We start from the raw sequence: 16,911 nt of genomic DNA, 5'->3' as shown, positions 1-16,911 counted from the left end.
GAAATTAACAAAGAAAAGTATTTTAACTAAATTCTTGAGCGCTTTCTGTATTTACCCCCCTTTGAAACCCCTTCTTTTTCCATCCAATCTAACTGTATTTGTATAAGCACTTTAATAAGAGTGGTTAAATTATCTGAATACAAGTTAAAGAAAAGCTCGGCAAACTTTAATATTCCATGAAATATAAAAATGAGGAAAAAGTAAATGAGACAAATAATCAACGTAGTATTCATATCAAAATTTGAAGTATTTGAAAGTAAGGCAATCAGTGTAACACCAATTCCTATGTAAGGTATTGCGATACCGAATTTTTTAATATTCCTATCTCTTTCTTCGGTAATTGAATTGATTACTATGTTTAATTGAGTCGCCTTTTTTATTTTAAACTCATTTATTAACTTCCTTTCCAATTGCTTTTTATATTCTTTGTTATCATTCACAAAATAAGTAGTGTATCTCTCTAAATGAGTGATATAAAGAAGCATCAAAATGCAAAAAGTAACTACAATACCGCAGATCCATTTTATATTTTCTTCGTCCATGCCTTTGGCATTAAATAGTAAGAATAAAAACCCTAATACTATAAACACTAAAAAAGTAATATTTATCCAAAATTCTTTGGTTATAGCACGCTTTTTAAAATGTCTATAATTACTATAATTTTTTTTGTGATAGATAATGATTTCCCTCAAAACAATTCCACCTTTTTAGTGTTCATTTAAATACATCTATCTATAATAACTAAAGCAACTTGATATAACAATATATTTTTTGTTAAAAAAGTGAATATATTACCTTTTCGTAGTTTTTATTTACAAAAAACACATTACCACATTCAATGTTGATATAGTTGACGCGTTCATCTTCAATTTTCTTCGCATTTAAAAGTAAATTGAAGATGGTTATTTCAAGCTCAACATTATTTTGAATTTATACGAATCACTATTACAAATCACTATAATGAAATTTTTTAATGATGAATTATAAAATTAAATGCAACATCTGAACGTGAATAAAAAAATCCCATGACGATTCCCTCGTGTAGAATGAAGTCACCACAACACACATTCACACGGAGGAATCGACATGAGCTACCCTATCTTACCACAGCGGAACGCGTGGAATAGAGACGTCTCTGGAACTCGGGATGTCCAAATCCATCGCAAGTAGGCTCGGGCGTCATCCCTCGACCGTTTCACGGGAAATCAGAAGGAAACCCGACTACGATTCAAGATGTACACAGGAACGCTACGAGAAAAAGAAGTCCAATTGCGGTGCCAAGACGAAGCTCGACGAGGCAATCCACCGAACAATCACCGAGAACCTGTGGGCAACATGGTCCCCCGAATAGATCGTCGGTCGTCTCTTCGATGGGGAAATCTCCTTCTCGACCATATATCGCTGGTTCTACTCGAAGCTTATCAACGTGCGGACAACCGTACTTCACAAAAAGGGCAAGTGTCAATAGCCGGTAGAGACACAGGGGCAATTCAACGTAAGACGCCAAGCGGCCCAGGAGAGGTGCGTGCACGTAAAACGTTCGGTCACTGGGAGCTCGACACCGAGGTCTCCGGGCATGGATGGGAAATCGAAGGCATGCGTCGCGACGTTCGTCGAACAATAGAACAGGATCTACATCGCCCTTCCAATCACAAACCTGGACAAGGAGTTCAGCTGTCACGGGCGAATCCGAACGTACAACTTTATTTCATTGACCCGTACGCGTCCTGGCAAAGTGGGGGCAACGAGAATGCTAACGGTCTTATACACGAGTTCTTACCGAAAGGAACGAACTTCGCGCAGGTCGATGACGTAAAACTCGCAGAGGCGCTCGCCAAAAATCAACGGGCTGCCGAGGAAATGCCTCGGCTGGCGAACAGCACACGAGGCATTCAACAATGAAATGCTGCACTTAATTTGACAAACCATAACTACAAAAAAATGATGAACGCCATCTCTTTTTATCGAGACTCGCCTAGTTATGTCCCAGAACCCCCTTATTTCAAAAGTTAAAAAGAGCCCAACATTAACAATGTCGACGTAATAGTACATTCTTAATAATTGTCTATTCCGCTTACCTAGTTATGTCCTCACAATTGACCGTGTGAAAAGATTTACGCACATCAAGCCCGGCGAAAGTCATCGGAAATCTCCACAAAATCAACGTATATTCGAAAAACCAATTCATTTCTTCATCAACCAAAGAAGCTAAATTGACTTGACTACAACAGAAAACCTCCCGAAATCAAAAGAAATATTGAGACAGGTGACTCCACAAAAAATCGAAATAGTTCTCCTCATTTTTCTGGATTTCTTATTCATCCAGTCAATTGATCATCTCAAGTCGTTTCCTATCTAATTTTCCAACCGCTGTATAAGGCAACTCCTCCACAAACACGATTTCTCGAGGAAGCTGGTATATTGTCACTTGTTCGCGCAACCAGCTCACTAGTGCCTCTTCTGTCAATACTTCATCATACACCTGTACATATGCCTTCAAAATGTGACCCGCGTACATATCCTCTATCCCGATGACGGCGGCGTCCTCGACATTCGGATGGTCGCGCAAAACCGTCTCGACTTCCCCAGGATAAATATTGTTTCCTGCCGAGATGATCAAATCGTCTGTTCGTCCACACAAAAAATAATAGCCGTTCTCATCCCGGTATCCGACATCACCCGTTTGAATCCAGCGGTTCTTCCTGCTTTGCATGGACCACTTATTTCGTATGCAAAATTCCCCGATGGCGCCTGGCTCGACTTCCGCTCCATCTTTCACTACCTTTAAGTCTCCTCCCGGAAGCCTTCTCCCGAGTGTGTTCGCATCATAATGTAAATCTTCTGGTGTGGCGATCAGATTCAAGCCTGCTTCCGATGTTCCATATAGATTGTATAAGACGCTCCCCAACTCGTTATGGACTTCACGGACTAAAACGGGATGAAGCTTCGCACCACCGGACGCGATACAAGCGAGAGAATGAAGTGATGTTGGATCGTGTCGTAACATTTTATGGATCATGAGCGGGACGACCGTGAGTACTTCTACCTTGTGTCGCCGAATGAGGTCACAGGCTCTTTGTACATCAAAATTCTCCTGAATGACAACCTTTTTCCCTAACGCGAGAAAAGATAAAAGAATGGCGATGCCGTAGCCATGATAAATCGGTGTGGCAATATAGGCAGTGTTGAATGATGGCAACTGCAACTGGTTCAATAAAGCCGTGAATGGAGCTAGAAAGTGAAAGAGGGATGGTTTATGAGTCACTTGTTTCGGTTTTCCGGTAGTACCGCCGGTCAACAGCACGATTTTCCCGCTCGAGGCGGCCGGTAGTTTTTCTTTATGAGGTCGCTTCGACCTCGATAAACTATTGATTGATACCTTTTCCTCATGATAGCTGACAAGTGTCGAACGTTCGTAAGACGAGTTTTCAATTAAGTTTTCAAACTTATCATCGTAAATCAAAAGATCGAATGGCTGTTCTTCTACAAGTCGGTTGAACTGCAGTTGGCTCATCGATGAATGAAGCATGTAGATGTCAGCACCGAGTCGTGAAGCCGCAAACATCCCTTGTACGAAAGACGCGTGGTTTTGACAAAGAAACGCTACTTTTTGTCCCTTTTTGACCCCAAACTGATCAGCGAAATGATAAGCGAGGTGTTCACAGCGTGTCTTTAGCTCCTTAAATGTCACTGTTTCTCGACTATCCACTAAAGCCGTATTTTGACTCCCTACTTTTTCCGTCAATGTAAAAAGCAGCATCAAGTTGATTCCGTTTTGACGGACTGTGACGAATAGACGGACTAGGTTTGATGGTGATAGAAAATGGAGCTGCGACAAGACTTTCAATAACTTAACCATTCTTATTGTCACGCTCCTTTCTCTTAAGTAATGTAGGGACCATCCAGTCTATCGGTCTTCTGAAAACAAGAGACGCTACTTGACCGAGGAACAACCACCACGGCTTATATACTGGTCGTTTTGTATACAGGGCATGTCCAATCAGTTCCGCCACATGTACCGGTGACATGGCAGGTGAATGCTGATAAGCCAGCGTTTGTTTAATCATCGGTGTTTTTACTAGCGGTAGATATAGAGCCGTCGTGGAAATATTTTTGATTGTGAGTTCCGGACTCGCGGAGCGAAACCACGTATCGAACGCGGCTTTTGATGCCTGATAGGCCGCCCAGTGAGGAAAATGATGAAGTAACACATTGATGGTCGACACATTGACGATCTGCCCGTTCTTCTTTTCGAGCACCGGAATGAGCGATAAAATCAATTGAACCGGAGCAAAATAATTGATCGCCATCGTCCGAGTGAAGTCATGGTCTCGATCGAGTGACTCAGTGATGGGACGATTGATGGAGATTCCAGCATTACTGACGAGAACATCCAATCCGTCCGGTAGTTGATGGAGATACGCCAACAATTCATTCCTTTCTTCTACATTTCGAAGATCTGCCGGGAACACGGTCACTGTGGCTGATCCCTTCTCGATTTCAGACTTCATGACGTTCATGTCTGCTTCTCTACGGGCTACGAGAATCAGATGGGCGGTTGTATCCGTTAGTAAATAAGCGAACGCCTGCCCGATTCCTGAGCTCGCTCCAGTAATCAATATCGTTTTCCGATCCAGCTCTGATTTCATTTTCTGATGATTGAAGGAAGGAAATCGAAACAGAAATCTCTCGAGTAACGTGTAGTCATACATATAGCCAGCACCTTTTATTTATATTCGTCTCTTCAAGCTAAAAAAAACCTAGACAATCATTTGGCCATACATGACAAACAGCAGCGTCCACTTTAATTGAAAAGGACCTGCTGTTCAAACCTTCCGTTTATCTTTTATACACTCTTCCCATTCGCATATCGAGTGAAATTGTCGAGGATCGCCTGCCAGCCTTGTCGTTGCATTTCAACCGGATTCATCGACTCCGCATCAAACACCTCGACCACTTTCGTCTGATCACCTTCTGAAGCAAATGAAATTCTGACTCTCCGTTCATCCTCCAGACGATACTGAATGAGCTCATTTACTTCAACTTCCTCATATACCCCTTCAAAATCAAAGCCCATGCTTTGATCTTTTGCTTCCATCCGACTACGAAACTTCCCGCCGACCCGTAAGTCGTTCTCCGCCTCAATTGTGTGCCAATCGTCAGACGCATGATTCCATTGTTTGATATGTTCAGGTTCTGTCCAGAATTTCCAGACTGTGTCGATTGGTGCATCGACGAGCGTTGATATCGTCACGACATTTGAATCCATGATTCGTTTCCCCTTTATTCTACAATTTTTGATCAATCACGAATGCGCTGCCCGTCCTATATGACGAACGCAATATGAGATTACTTCCCTATCGATCACATCTTCTCCTGCTCTCATTTCAACGATTGAAAGATACTTAAAACAAAAACCTTGAATGGCACTCAAAATCGAGTTCATTCAAGGTTTTTTTCATTTCATAATTGAAGCTTAACTCTTGGCAATCCCAAGCATAAATCCAGCGACGACAATCAACCCGATTCCCATGAAAACAAAGACGCGTTCTTTTGTCGTCTTCTCTTCTTTCAAGAGATAGATCCCACCAAGTGTCGCCACGACGACGTTCAATTGGGATAAGGCGAACGAAGTTGCAATCCCCACTTCTCCGCTTGAAACGAAAAGTCCGAAGTTCCCGATTCCCCAGGCGATCCCCGCCAAGATGTTTTTGAATGTGCGAGGATCAAGTTTCTTGACGTCCTTTTCACGAAGACTGAACAGAAGTGCCGCGATAAACATCCCGACGGATTGTGGAAGAATCGCGGTGATTCCTTCTACTTCAAAATAGTTCGTCAAGACGGCATATGTGACGTAACCAATACTCGAAACGAATAGGACGAGTAAACCCTTTTTCAACGCACCGGCACTGTCCTGATCTTTCTTCTGTTGGTATGAAGTCATAGTCGCTCCGATGATAATCAAGACGAGCGCTGAAAACCCTAACCATAGCTCCGTCGATGTCTGCCAGTCCCCGAGTACGATGACCCCAAAGAGAGACGTCCCAACGAGTTGCATCCCCGTGCTGATTGGCATCGCTTTGGAGACGCTTAAGATTTGGAACGATTGGAACTGCAAATATTGACCGAGCGCCCAGAACGCCCCTGAGATAAATCCGGTCACGATGGCGAGTGTCGTGAACTCCGGTCGGAAGACGAGGGCAATCACTGTTGCCATGATCATCGCCCCGATGGTCGTTCCGATTAACTGCTGAATCGGTTTTCCTCCTACTTTCGACACGATGAGTGGAATACTTCCCCACATGAGTGCCGGTAAGAGTGCCAAAAGAATCATTTCCATGAAGCACACCTGCTTTCTTAATATAACGTCTAACATGGAATTCCCACGTCTCCAATTTTATAAACCTAAATTCAAAAAGGGAATTGCCATGTCGAATACTACGATGATATAATGATTTCGAACGGGGCATTAGCTCAGCTGGGAGAGCGCTACGCTGGCAGCGTAGAGGTCAGGGGTTCGAGCCCCCTATGCTCCATTAATTGGTCACATCTCGAATGAGGTGTGGCTTTTTTATTGGTATGGTGCGATTCAACCTCTTTCTGAACGGGTAATGATAGTTAGACTTTTTCATATAAGGGGGAATTTTGATGGAACGTACATCTGTAGAAGAAACATTGACGAGCGTGATCGAATGCATGCGCGCAAGCAACCACTGCTTCTCAAAAAGTTTGCAAGAAGAGGATTTACACATGTTCACCGAATGCATCCGCCTGACTCGAGAATGCTCAGACATTTGTACTTTAGCTTTAAATGCCTTAGAAACAGATTCAGCCTTTTCAAAACCAATCGTTGCTTTATGCGCCCAAGTCTGTGATACGTGTGCGGTTGAATGCGGACGACATCAGCACGACCATTGTCAAGCCTGTGCCAAAGCATGTGAGCGTTGTGCGGAAGCTTGCCGAACACTTGTTGCCGCTTAAGCACGACATTCGTCTAACTTTCTGTTAGACTTTTTTTATTGCTTACGAAAGAAGGTAAACTATGAACCATACCATTCTCGCACTTGACGTGGAGACCGCTAACCGTGATAGTCGCAGCATCTGTTCTGTCGGATGGAGCATCCTTCAAAATGGTGATGTGGTCGAAACCGACCAGCGACTCGTCAATCCGGAGGAAGACTTTGATATGGGTAACATCCGCGTCCATGGCATTCGTCCGAGTGACGTGTGGGATGCACCGGCATTACCGGAAGTACTTTCCTCTCTTTACCCGATTTTACGGGAAGTGGACCTCGTCATCGCACATAACGCTTCATTTGACATGGGTGCCTTGAGAAAGGCGATTGTGAAATATGATCTATTCGATTTCCCTACAATCGAGTACGGTTGCACCGTCAAACTGTCACGTAAACTGTATCCAGGACTCCCGAACCATAAGTTGAACACGATGGCAGAACACTTGAACGTGCCGTTTATTCATCATGATGCTGCGGAAGATGCTCGCGTATGCGCGCTACTTATGCGAGACATGATGCAAAAAACCGGCATCACAAGCCCAAAAGAATTACATCGCTATACGTCCGTGAAAACAGGAACGCTCGCATATTAAACCGGTCATGAAATCATGACCGGTTATTTTTTGAAAATCCATCTCTTCTGGACATAATAACTGACGAAAAAGAGAAAACTATCGACGATTACTTTTAGGATGACCTCGCCTTGTCTGAGCAAGAGAAACAAGAGATAAACAAGAAGTGCTGAAACGGCCATTTGAAGCACGACGAGACTAAAATATTTCGGAAGAGACCGCCGCGCCTTCGAATCGAAGACTACTTTTCGATTAACGAGATAATTGAAGAGAGAGGAAATGATTCGAGCGATGACCGTCGCGATGACGACGTGAGCCGTATCGAAGTATGGGGATAATAAATAAATAAAGAGCGCATACATCCCTACGTCGACAAGGAACGAGGCGACAGAGGATAACGAATACATCAAAAACATCCGATAAATTAAAATCGAGTCGAGAATCGGTCTAAAATGGGATGAATCATTTTCATTCTCATATACGGTCTGGATGGTCGTTTGTTGAATCGGGACCTGCAATCGTTTCGTGAACGTGAGCATATTCATCTCGAACTCATATCTATTTCCCGGAATGTCAATCAGTTGTCGCGCATATCGCATCGGGATGGCTCGAAGTCCCGTCTGCGTGTCTTTTAACTTCAGCCCACTCCCAATCAACATGACGAGCCGTGTCGCCTGATTGCCGAATCGGCTCCGGAACGGAATCGCATCTCCGCTAAAATCTCGACATCCCATGATGAGATGATGTGGTTTATTCAACCCTTCCTCATAGACGTTGACGACATCTTGCGGCAAGTGCTGCCCGTCGGCATCGACCGTGATGACCCCCGTTTTATCCGGATATTTGTCCACCACATACCGTAACCCCGTCTTGATTGCTGCTCCCTTCCCTTGATTCTGTTCGTGCGTTAACACTTGGTCGACAAATGATGCAATCTTATCAAATGTGCCTACCGACGATTCGTTACTACCGTCATTGACCACAATGATGTTCGCAAACCCACTCGCCCTCAACTTCTCCACGAGTGTGACGAGTGCCTCATCAGGGTTATAGGCCGGAATCAAAATCGAATACGCTTGGCGTGTTTCCACTTCATGCATCTGCATCGCCACCCCTCCTTCAATTCCTCTATACCCGAAGCAATGAATTCGCATTCCCAATAAAAAAACATCAGCCCTAAGGCTGATGCATGTACTCACCCGATAAAGATCAAGTAAGACGAAACGAAATAGACAACGACAACGAGTAACGAAGGAATCACATAACGTACCTTCGACGTGACATTTTGTCTTAGCACACTATACATGACGAGGATCGATAGGATGGTGATCCCGACAGCAGATACGAGGTGTGACGTCGAGACATCTGCGAGAATCGATCCATTCCGATAGAAGACATCTGACATGGCGATAATCAACATGTTGAAGATATTCGAGCCGAGAATCGAACCGAATGCCAAGTTGACATTACGTAGTTTGAGCGCCATGAACACAGCGACCGCTTCCGGGAGTGACGTCGATGCCGCAATCAAGAAGCTACCGACAAAACTAGAACCGAGTCCTGTGACAACGGCAATTTGATCACCTGTGATGGAAAGGGCTGTTCCTGCCGCCATGATTACGATTGCAGCGATGATGAATCCAAAGACCGCACGTTTCAGCGTGATCTCTTCATATTTACCGACGACCACTTCTTCTTCGACTTCATGCTCCGCGACCGGCTCTGTCGGTTGTTTCCCGATATAGTAGATTCCGATACCGTATAGAATCGCAATCAAGAGCGCGTCGACTCCGATTCCGATAAACGTCATATCAACGCGAACGATCAAAGCAATCAACGTCGTGACGGTCAAGAGTAACCCAAGTCCGGCCGTGTACAGGTGGTCCCGACTCGCATAGTTGAACAATTGCTTCTGTCGGAAGTATAGGTCGAACATCGCTAAGATAAAGATATTGAATAGATTACTCCCAAGCATGTTCCCGATGGCAATGTCGGGGTTGTCAATCATGACAGCCGATATACTCGTTGTCACTTCCGGGAGCGACGTCGCTCCTGCCAATAAAACTGTACCGACGAGCATCCCGCCCATTTTCGACTTTTCAGTCATGACGTCGGCGTACGTTGACAATTTGATGGCGGCGTAGACGGTGATGGCCGCGGCCAGTAAGAAATAAACAAATACCATTTTTTCTCCTCCTTGGGTAAACAAAAAAGACCTTTTTATGGACGACAAAAACGCCCATAAAAAGGTCTTGCGGACTTGTAAAAGCTCGATGGACCGAGTGCGCACGCACTGTAATGACGACCCATCGACCACGATTGTGGTCGCTACTCCCCTTTTTATCTTCCCTTTGACTATAGCATGAAGAGAACTAGTTGACAATCGAGCGACGTATGAGTGCGAGAAGTTCTTGTGGCTCGAGAGCCGTCCGATATGCGAGTTCTTGCATCCCCGCGAGCTTCTCGGGTGACAATGGCGTGGTCCAACCCGCTTCGTGAAGTCGCTGTCGGAAGCACACAATCTCTACTTCATCAATCGTATCTCGCCCGACAATCTCCTTTAACTCATATGCCGTTTGACATAGTGGTGCCGATTCTTGCAACCATTCGTCTTCGACGAAATGGGTCAGCATCGATTCAAGGAGCCTTGCCACTTTTCGATCTTTTGAATTTTTCTCGCCGTAAAACAATAGATGGAGTTCTTGTTCATACAAACCGATTAGGTCTGTCGAACTCCGAAACGGTTCAAATGCTGATAGTAATTCATGATAATACCATGATTGGTCTCGCAGCGGTCGTTTAAAACGTTGCCACACCTTCATCCCTTCCATCTCAAGATCATAACGGATGGAACGGAGATTATGTAGCTTATCCGCCACGAGAAGTGCGACTTCATCAAATTGAAGTGATTTCACCTGCTGAAGTGTCAGTCGTTTTCGTTGTTCCCACGACTCGTCACGATTTTTTTCCGAGACCGCGAGAACGAGCCTGTGCACGTCAGATCCGAATTTTGATAAGATTTCTTGTGGGTCCGTCTTCGTGTCCTCAATCAAATCATGGAGTAACCCTGCCGCCACGACCACCGGTGCTTGATGATCGGACTCAAGAAGCATGGCGACCGAGAATGGGTGTGACAAAAATGGTATGGATGAACCTTTTCGGAACTGTCCTCCGTGACGAATAGACGAAAAACGTAACGCCTCTTCTACGAGCGGGTTCATGTCGCCATCCTCCTTCTTCCGGATAAAAACCCTCCTATTCATTACCCGGAATTAGGTACATATAACCTAAAAACATCCCTAATTTAGGTATATGGTCACATTATTCTTCATAAATCATTTTTTTCGTCATTCCTCCATCTACGACAAGATTATGCCCGTTCACAAAACTGTTTTGACGATCGATCAAGTATCTCACAGCGCGGACGATATCTTCTGGTTCACCGACCCGGCCTGATGGATGTTGTTCATGATCAATCTCACGTAACGACTCATCAGACGTATGAATCCATCCTGGACTGATCGCATTCACCGTCACAGGGCGGTCGCCTAATGAGATGGCAAGTGAATGGGTCAAGCCGACGATGCCTCCTTTAGATGCACCATATGCATCCCAATGCGGTTCGTTCTGGAAAGCACGTGTCGAGGCCATGTTAACGATTCTTCCATATGACTCATCTTGATTCAGTTCTAAAAAGTATTTCGCACAACTAAATGTTCCGACTAAATTGACATCGATGACTCGTTTGAACGTGTCAATCTCAAGCTCATCAATCGGCTTGACCAGCGAAGCGATTCCTCCATTGTTGATCAATACATGGGCTCGACCAAATTCGTTGTGAATATCGTCAAAGACACGCTTAAGTTCAGACGTGTCTCCAAGGTCTACTTGATAAAAGCGTAATCCTTTAATGTCCGGGTCATCTCCAATGTCTAGCCCGATTACTTCATACTGATTTACGAAAGCTTGAGCAATCGCATAACCAATTCCTTGACTAGCTCCTGTTACAATCATTACGTCTTTCATCATTCATCCCTCCTAAAAGACTGTATACCCAAATCCCGATTAGTCGGACCATAGTTTTCGATTCGAAGTCGTGATCACACTCGCTCCCGCAGCAAGTGCCGCTTGGACTTCCTCCTTTGTTTCAATCAGCCCACCTGCGAAAACGGGTATCCCCGTCTTCTCCTTCACACGTTGAATATACTTCGGCACAATACCTGGTAAGACTTCGATATAGTCCGGTTTTGAACGTTCAATGTGCTTGATACTTTTCTCTAATGAGGTGGAATCAATTAAAAATAAACGCTGCACAGTGACCACATCATTTTGCTTTGCCTTGACGATGACGTTTCCTTTCGTCGAGATGACGCCGAACGGTTTAAACGTCTGACAGACATACTCCGTCGCATACTCGTCGGCCTTCATACCTTGAATCAAATCCATATGGATGAACACTTTTTTATCATGCTTCCCCAATAATCTGAAGATGGAGTCCAATCGACTCATATGAATCTCTAATAACACTCCTAATTCGAAATCACTCGATAAAAACCGCTCCAAATCCCGCATGTCCCGTATCGCCGGTAAGATGGATTGACCATTGATCATCAACTATTCCCCCTGTCTCCTTCTCATTATGCAGATAGCCGATTTTATAAATCAAGGTTTACTCATTCAATATATCGGGAAAATAAAATCAACTTGTGTAGAGGGGGATTTGAGTATGGTCAATGAAGTAACTGTAAAAGTCGAAACACCGACTCCAGAACAACATCAAGCGTTACGCGTGAAGGCAGGGATGCCACGACGTTCTGATCGAGGTACGGTGAAGGGGCTTCAAAATACACTGTATGGTATTTGTTTATACTTAGATGATGAGATTGTCGGAATGGGACGCGTCGTCGGTGACGGCGGGATGGTATTCCATTTAGTAGATATCGTCGTAGACCCGGAGTGCCAAGGTCTTGGACTCGGAAAATTAATCATGGAGCACTTGATGGACTGGATTTTACAGGAAGCGGATGAAACGGCCATCATCAGCTTAATCGCAGACATTCCAGCCGATGGGTTGTATCGACAGTTCGGTTTTGATTACTCACGACCCGAATCCGTCGGAATGGAGTATCAATGGAATCAAAGAGAAAGCTAATTGGGGTCATGAGAGGAGATGACGTATGGATGGATTAAATGTCATCGTGTTGCTCGGATTGGCGCTCACCCTCATCTCTGTCCTCAGTCTCCTGATTGAACGATTATTCTTTCCGAGTATTTTAGCGTTTATCGCAATCGGGGTCGGGGTCGGATTTTTCTGGGATGGGAATGAAGTCTTTAAAGTCGCGGGAGAGATTGGAATCATTCTGTTATTTTTCCTACTCGGTCTGAAGTTTCCACTACGTGAACTTTGGAAGCGCATGCGGAAAGTATGGAAGGCGGGAATACTCGATATCATTCTGTCATTCGGGGTATCGTTTGGGATTGCTTTAGCATTTGGTCTCGATTTCCCTCGCGCCTTTTTAATCGGGGCCGTCTTATATGCGACGAGCTCCTCCATCTCTGCGAAACTGCTTGAGCGGCATTCCGAAAAACATGAAGATATTAAAGAGTTTGTGCTCGCATTACTCATCTTTGAGGATATTTTTGCCCCTCTCCTATTGACGGTTGCCCCTTTCATCATTCAAGAAGAACCGGTTGCGATGTCCGATATCGGCAAAGTGTTCGCAGGATTTCTTATATTTGGCGTACTCTTGTTCATTGGTTCGAGCTTCGTATCCAAGCAACAAAAATTTTCGAAGCACTTACTGCGACAAGATGATGCGAGCATCGGTCTGATTGGACTCATTCTCTTTTTCGCAGGAATCGGCATGGTGTTTGGATTATCTGAGATTTTAGGGGCATTTATCGCCGGAATCATGCTCGCAGATATCCACGATGTGAGACCGCTGAAGCGTTTGACCGTACCCGTCCGAGATTTATTCTTGCCGATCTTTTTCATCTCGTTCGGTATCTCGATCAACCTCGAGAAAGGTGTCATTGTGAATGCGCTCTTCTTCGTCTTGATTGTGTGGGGAGTATTATCCAAATGGATTGTCGGACGTATCGGGGGCAGAATCTATGGCTTGACGCGTGTTCAAGCCAATGAAGCCGGGTTCTCACTCGCGCCACGTGGGGAGTTCTCTATTTTATTCACCGCCCTTTCGAACGGGGCCATCAACTTGTTTGTCGGTCTCTATATTTTCGTGTCAGCCATTGTCGGAATCATTCTGTTCCGTTTCTCAGAGTACTTGGCAGAAAAAACAGAGAAAACCCTCACGAAAGTCTTACCTGACGAGAAAAAAGAAGAATGAATTGGCGGACCCATATGCTGGGTCCGCCTACTTTGTGCATTAGTCTTTTGCTAGTTTGTTGTGCCGCTTTTTACGCCATACGATATAAATGATGACGCCGATGAACAGTAGCCCATAGATTGCATAAGAATAGGCATCGAGGTATGAGAGGATATCTTGCCAATTCTCACCGACTTTCATCCCGATAAGGATGAGAATGGTATTCCATAAGGCTGTTCCAGCCGTACTGAGCAGTAGAAATTTCATGAATGGCATGTTCGACATCCCTGCTGGAATCGAGATCAAGCTTCGGACGACCGGCATCAAACGTCCAAAGAAGACCATCCATCCCCCGTAGCGATCGAACCAGGCATCCGCCTTTTTTACATCATTCAGATCAAGTCGTAACCACTTTCCATATTTCTTCGTCCATTTTTCAATCTGCTCGACATCAAACAAGAGTCCAAGGCCGTATAATAATACGGCTCCTAATATGGCACCGACCGTCGATGCCACGATGACGAGCGTGATGGACAAATTCGTCTTCACAGCAAAAAAACCACCAAAGAGTAAGACGACTTCAGAAGGGATCGGTGGAAACACATTCTCAATAAAAATCATGAATGCAATCCCTATGTAGCCGTACTGTTCAATCACAGAAATCATCCAGTCACTCATGTCGCTTCCTCCATTCTTCCCCTCTATACCCGTCCATTTTGCTATATAATCGCAAAGACATGCTACACTCAAAGAAAGGAGCTGATTGAAATGGAAGAAACAGTACGGTGTCCTTGGTGCGGGACGGATCCATTGTACGTCCGTTACCATGACGAGGAATGGGGAAAGCCCGTTCACGATGATCAGAAGCACTTTGAATGTCTGACACTCGAAAGTGCGCAAGCAGGACTCAGTTGGATCACCATCTTAAGAAAACGTGAAAATTATCGATTGGCCTATGCCAACTTTGAGGTGCAGCAAGTTGCCAGCTTCACGGATGAGGATGTGGAAAGACTTCTCGGCGATAGCGGAATCGTGCGAAATCGACGAAAAATCGAGGCGTCGATCAATAATGCGAAACAGTTCATCAAACTACAGGAAGAGTTTGGCTCATTTGATTCGTACATCTGGTCATTCGTCAACGATGCACCGATCCTGAATGCATGGAATCGTCTTGAAGATGTTCCTGCAACGACGGAACTTTCTGAACGATTGAGTAAAGACCTGAAACGACGCGGCTTTAAGTTTTTAGGACCGACAACGGTCTATGCCCACCTACAAGCGACGGGTCTCGTCAATGACCATCTCACCTCTTGCACGTTCCGCTAACTTAAGACCAGCTCTCAAAAATATCTTTACATTCCCCCTCTTGTTGTGACAATATTTTGACAAAGTGATACTCTATCACTGAAAGCGTTTTCATATTTTTTATCTTTCGGGGGGATGTTGATGAACGGAATTTTAGTGTCCATTGTCGTGTACATGGCACTGATGGTCTTGCTTGGGATCATCGCATATCGGAGAACAAGCAGTATCGGAGATTACATGTTAGGTGGTCGGGCGCTTGGTCCCGGGGTCGCCGCCTTATCTGCCGGTGCATCAGACATGAGTGGATGGCTCTTAATGGGATTGCCTGGTGCCATGTATGCGTCAGGGATTTCAAGTGGCTGGATTGTCATCGGGTTGACGATCGGTGCCTATTTGAACTGGTTATTGGTCGCACCGAGATTACGCATTTATTCATACATATCGGATGATGCGATCACAATCCCAGACTTCTTTGAGAAGCGATTTAAAGACACAAAAGGTGTGTTGCGTTCATTTTCAGCTGCTGTCACGTTAATCTTTTTCACACTGTATGCGACAAGCGGATTCGTTGCCGGCGGTCGCCTATTCAATGCCGTCTTCGACATTGAGTTTGTAACGGGAGTCGTCATTCTCGCTTCCATCATTATTCTGTACACTTTCATCGGTGGATTTTTAGCAGTAAGCTGGACAGATTTTGTTCAAGGATTGATCATGCTGTTTGCCCTTATTTTTGTACCTGCAATCGCCATTATGGCAACTGATGGTGTATCAAATGCTTTAGACACGGTACGAAATATTGATGAAGCGTTACTTGACCCGTGGACGGGGCAATCACTTATCGGAATCATTTCACTATTTGCGTGGGGGCTCGGCTATTTCGGCCAGCCACACATCATCGTCCGTTTTATGGCAATCGGAAAGCTCGAGGACATTAAGACGGCACGTCGAATCGGGATCTCATGGATGGTCTTCACCGTTGTCGGGGCGATGGCGACCGGATTGTTCGGTCTCGCCTATTACACACAACAAGGCCTCACCATCGATAATCCGGAGAACGTCTTTATCAACCTATCTGACTTATTATTCCCGGATTTGGTGACTGGTGTATTGTTGGCTGCTCTTCTCGCCGCCATCATGTCGACCATCTCCTCTCAATTGCTCGTCTCGTCGAGTGCCGCGACGACAGACTTTTATCAGAAGTTCTTCCGTAAAGAAGCGGGAGACCGTGAACTCGTCATGGTCGGTCGGATTACGGTCATTCTCGTATCCGTCATATCGATTATTCTTGCACTCGATGCAGACGACACCATCTTAAACCTTGTCGGTTATGCTTGGGCAGGGTTTGGTTCATCATTTGGTCCGCTCATCTTGTTTAGTCTGTTTTGGAAACGAACGACGCGTCAAGGCGCGCTTGCTGGAATGTTGACTGGAGCCTTTGTCGTCATTCTATGGAAGAACTATGCCGCTTCTCTTTTCGGAACGTTTGGGACATTGTATGAAATGATTCCAGCATTCTTCCTGTCGGCACTTGCCATCTATATCGTGAGTTTGGTGACACCGCCACCAAATGAGGTCATTCAACGTGAGTTTGACCAAATGCAAGACATGGTCAAAGAACATATCAAATAAATCTCATGACAGGTCAAAAACGACCTGTCTTTATTTTTTTAGGCAGGATTTTTCTTAATTATC

Annotated in this window: 17 protein-coding genes, 1 tRNA gene and 1 pseudogene; 8 read left to right on the top strand and 11 right to left on the bottom strand. The window is 44.9% G+C overall.

Annotated elements, in window-relative coordinates; translation table 11 throughout:
* Nucleotides 1-26 precede the first annotated feature (26 nt).
* Entirely contained in the window at nucleotides 27-692 is a 666-nt protein-coding gene (locus KOG47_RS06015; protein WP_215243889.1) for a hypothetical protein, read from the bottom strand.
* A 455-nt stretch (nucleotides 693-1,147) separates the two neighbouring features.
* Between KOG47_RS06015 and KOG47_RS14880 the strand changes: the two are divergent.
* A pseudogene (locus KOG47_RS14880) lies at nucleotides 1,148-1,921 on the top strand (IS30 family transposase).
* A 405-nt stretch (nucleotides 1,922-2,326) separates the two neighbouring features.
* On the opposite strand, the gene KOG47_RS06005 reads toward KOG47_RS14880, so the two are convergent.
* From KOG47_RS06005 to KOG47_RS05990, 4 genes are all read right to left on the bottom strand, one after another.
* Nucleotides 2,327-3,859: an AMP-binding protein gene (locus tag KOG47_RS06005; protein ID WP_215243888.1), complete on the bottom strand. Its 1,533-nt coding sequence runs from the start codon at nucleotides 3,857-3,859 to the stop codon at nucleotides 2,327-2,329.
* Nucleotides 3,852-4,712: an SDR family NAD(P)-dependent oxidoreductase gene (locus tag KOG47_RS06000; RefSeq protein ID WP_215243887.1), complete on the bottom strand. Its 861-nt coding sequence runs from the start codon at nucleotides 4,710-4,712 to the stop codon at nucleotides 3,852-3,854. The genes KOG47_RS06005 and KOG47_RS06000 overlap by 8 nt, the downstream gene beginning before the upstream one ends.
* 134 nt (nucleotides 4,713-4,846) lie before the next feature.
* On the bottom strand, nucleotides 4,847-5,269 hold the full coding sequence (locus KOG47_RS05995) for an SRPBCC family protein (protein ID WP_159562372.1): 423 nt from the start codon (nucleotides 5,267-5,269) through the stop codon (nucleotides 4,847-4,849).
* Nucleotides 5,270-5,476: 207 nt separating this feature from the next.
* Nucleotides 5,477-6,340: a GRP family sugar transporter gene (locus KOG47_RS05990; protein WP_078146990.1), complete on the bottom strand. Its 864-nt coding sequence runs from the start codon at nucleotides 6,338-6,340 to the stop codon at nucleotides 5,477-5,479.
* A 123-nt stretch (nucleotides 6,341-6,463) separates the two neighbouring features.
* On the opposite strand from KOG47_RS05990, the gene KOG47_RS05985 reads away from it, so the two are divergent.
* The 3 genes from KOG47_RS05985 (at nucleotide 6,464) to KOG47_RS05975 (ending at nucleotide 7,609) form a co-directional block, all read left to right on the top strand.
* A tRNA-Ala gene (locus KOG47_RS05985) sits at nucleotides 6,464-6,536 on the top strand.
* 112 nt (nucleotides 6,537-6,648) lie between these two features.
* A complete protein-coding gene (locus KOG47_RS05980; RefSeq protein ID WP_215243886.1) occupies nucleotides 6,649-6,981 on the top strand; it encodes a four-helix bundle copper-binding protein in 333 nt (110 codons plus the stop codon).
* Between the two features lie 61 nt (nucleotides 6,982-7,042).
* Nucleotides 7,043-7,609 (top strand): 3'-5' exonuclease, encoded by a 567-nt coding sequence (locus KOG47_RS05975; protein WP_012726407.1) that lies wholly within the window; start codon nucleotides 7,043-7,045, stop codon nucleotides 7,607-7,609.
* 23 nt (nucleotides 7,610-7,632) lie between these two features.
* Here the strand turns inward: KOG47_RS05975 and KOG47_RS05970 are convergent, their stop codons facing one another.
* The 5 genes from KOG47_RS05970 to KOG47_RS05950 all read right to left on the bottom strand — a co-directional run bounded on the left by KOG47_RS05970 (nucleotide 7,633) and on the right by KOG47_RS05950 (nucleotide 12,199).
* Nucleotides 7,633-8,694 carry a bifunctional glycosyltransferase family 2/GtrA family protein gene (locus tag KOG47_RS05970; protein ID WP_215243885.1) on the bottom strand — a complete coding sequence of 354 codons (1,062 nt, stop codon included), beginning with the start codon at nucleotides 8,692-8,694 and terminating at the stop codon, nucleotides 7,633-7,635.
* 89 nt (nucleotides 8,695-8,783) lie between these two features.
* On the bottom strand, nucleotides 8,784-9,773 hold the full coding sequence (locus KOG47_RS05965; protein ID WP_031423558.1) for a sodium:calcium antiporter: 990 nt from the start codon (nucleotides 9,771-9,773) through the stop codon (nucleotides 8,784-8,786).
* Between the two features lie 187 nt (nucleotides 9,774-9,960).
* A complete protein-coding gene (locus KOG47_RS05960) occupies nucleotides 9,961-10,809 on the bottom strand; it encodes an HD domain-containing protein (protein WP_196430795.1) in 849 nt (282 codons plus the stop codon).
* Nucleotides 10,810-10,909: 100 nt separating this feature from the next.
* On the bottom strand, nucleotides 10,910-11,614 hold the full coding sequence (locus KOG47_RS05955; protein ID WP_338083432.1) for an SDR family NAD(P)-dependent oxidoreductase: 705 nt from the start codon (nucleotides 11,612-11,614) through the stop codon (nucleotides 10,910-10,912).
* A 39-nt stretch (nucleotides 11,615-11,653) separates the two neighbouring features.
* Nucleotides 11,654-12,199 carry a glycerol-3-phosphate responsive antiterminator gene (locus tag KOG47_RS05950; protein WP_214690838.1) on the bottom strand — a complete coding sequence of 182 codons (546 nt, stop codon included), beginning with the start codon at nucleotides 12,197-12,199 and terminating at the stop codon, nucleotides 11,654-11,656.
* A 115-nt stretch (nucleotides 12,200-12,314) separates the two neighbouring features.
* On the opposite strand from KOG47_RS05950, the gene KOG47_RS05945 reads away from it, so the two are divergent.
* Nucleotides 12,315-12,740: a GNAT family N-acetyltransferase gene (locus tag KOG47_RS05945; RefSeq protein WP_215243883.1), complete on the top strand. Its 426-nt coding sequence runs from the start codon at nucleotides 12,315-12,317 to the stop codon at nucleotides 12,738-12,740.
* 25 nt (nucleotides 12,741-12,765) lie between these two features.
* Entirely contained in the window at nucleotides 12,766-13,935 is a 1,170-nt protein-coding gene (locus KOG47_RS05940) for a cation:proton antiporter (protein ID WP_215243882.1), read from the top strand.
* Nucleotides 13,936-13,974: 39 nt separating this feature from the next.
* On the opposite strand, the gene KOG47_RS05935 is transcribed toward KOG47_RS05940, so the two are convergent.
* A complete protein-coding gene (locus KOG47_RS05935; protein ID WP_159562378.1) occupies nucleotides 13,975-14,592 on the bottom strand; it encodes a DedA family protein in 618 nt (205 codons plus the stop codon).
* Nucleotides 14,593-14,682: 90 nt separating this feature from the next.
* Between KOG47_RS05935 and KOG47_RS05930 the strand changes: the two genes are divergently transcribed.
* Both KOG47_RS05930 and putP read left to right on the top strand, forming a co-directional pair.
* Complete coding sequence (locus KOG47_RS05930) at nucleotides 14,683-15,240, top strand: DNA-3-methyladenine glycosylase I (protein ID WP_215243881.1); 558 nt, start codon at nucleotides 14,683-14,685, stop codon at nucleotides 15,238-15,240.
* 120 nt (nucleotides 15,241-15,360) lie between these two features.
* The gene (gene putP, locus KOG47_RS05925; protein ID WP_047795263.1) at nucleotides 15,361-16,848 is read left to right on the top strand and encodes a sodium/proline symporter PutP; all 1,488 of its coding nucleotides are present in this window, start codon (nucleotides 15,361-15,363) and stop codon (nucleotides 16,846-16,848) included.
* Nucleotides 16,849-16,911: the final 63 nt, after the last annotated feature.

The sequence above is a fragment of the Exiguobacterium sp. s121 genome (assembly GCF_018617245.1).
GTDB lineage: Bacteria > Bacillota > Bacilli > Exiguobacteriales > Exiguobacteriaceae > Exiguobacterium > Exiguobacterium profundum.
The sequence above is the reverse complement of the archived record's forward strand: the minus strand, read 5'-3'. Positions and strand labels throughout refer to the sequence as shown.

What these genes read in the sequence shown, in the direction of transcription:
- KOG47_RS06005 (WP_215243888.1), bottom strand. Translation starts at nt 3,859, where the DNA reads ATGGTTAAGTTATTGAAAGTCTTGTCGCAGCTCCATTTTCTATCACCA.
- KOG47_RS06000 (WP_215243887.1), bottom strand. Translation starts at nt 4,712, where the DNA reads ATGTATGACTACACGTTACTCGAGAGATTTCTGTTTCGATTTCCTTCC.
- KOG47_RS05995 (WP_159562372.1), bottom strand. Translation starts at nt 5,269, where the DNA reads ATGGATTCAAATGTCGTGACGATATCAACGCTCGTCGATGCACCAATC.
- KOG47_RS05990 (WP_078146990.1), bottom strand. Translation starts at nt 6,340, where the DNA reads ATGGAAATGATTCTTTTGGCACTCTTACCGGCACTCATGTGGGGAAGT.
- KOG47_RS05980 (WP_215243886.1), top strand. Translation starts at nt 6,649, where the DNA reads ATGGAACGTACATCTGTAGAAGAAACATTGACGAGCGTGATCGAATGC.
- KOG47_RS05975 (WP_012726407.1), top strand. Translation starts at nt 7,043, where the DNA reads ATGAACCATACCATTCTCGCACTTGACGTGGAGACCGCTAACCGTGAT.
- KOG47_RS05970 (WP_215243885.1), bottom strand. Translation starts at nt 8,694, where the DNA reads ATGCAGATGCATGAAGTGGAAACACGCCAAGCGTATTCGATTTTGATT.
- KOG47_RS05965 (WP_031423558.1), bottom strand. Translation starts at nt 9,773, where the DNA reads ATGGTATTTGTTTATTTCTTACTGGCCGCGGCCATCACCGTCTACGCC.
- KOG47_RS05960 (WP_196430795.1), bottom strand. Translation starts at nt 10,809, where the DNA reads ATGAACCCGCTCGTAGAAGAGGCGTTACGTTTTTCGTCTATTCGTCAC.
- KOG47_RS05955 (WP_338083432.1), bottom strand. Translation starts at nt 11,614, where the DNA reads ATGAAAGACGTAATGATTGTAACAGGAGCTAGTCAAGGAATTGGTTAT.
- KOG47_RS05950 (WP_214690838.1), bottom strand. Translation starts at nt 12,199, where the DNA reads ATGATCAATGGTCAATCCATCTTACCGGCGATACGGGACATGCGGGAT.
- KOG47_RS05945 (WP_215243883.1), top strand. Translation starts at nt 12,315, where the DNA reads ATGGTCAATGAAGTAACTGTAAAAGTCGAAACACCGACTCCAGAACAA.
- KOG47_RS05940 (WP_215243882.1), top strand. Translation starts at nt 12,766, where the DNA reads ATGGATGGATTAAATGTCATCGTGTTGCTCGGATTGGCGCTCACCCTC.
- KOG47_RS05935 (WP_159562378.1), bottom strand. Translation starts at nt 14,592, where the DNA reads ATGAGTGACTGGATGATTTCTGTGATTGAACAGTACGGCTACATAGGG.
- KOG47_RS05930 (WP_215243881.1), top strand. Translation starts at nt 14,683, where the DNA reads ATGGAAGAAACAGTACGGTGTCCTTGGTGCGGGACGGATCCATTGTAC.
- putP (WP_047795263.1), top strand. Translation starts at nt 15,361, where the DNA reads ATGAACGGAATTTTAGTGTCCATTGTCGTGTACATGGCACTGATGGTC.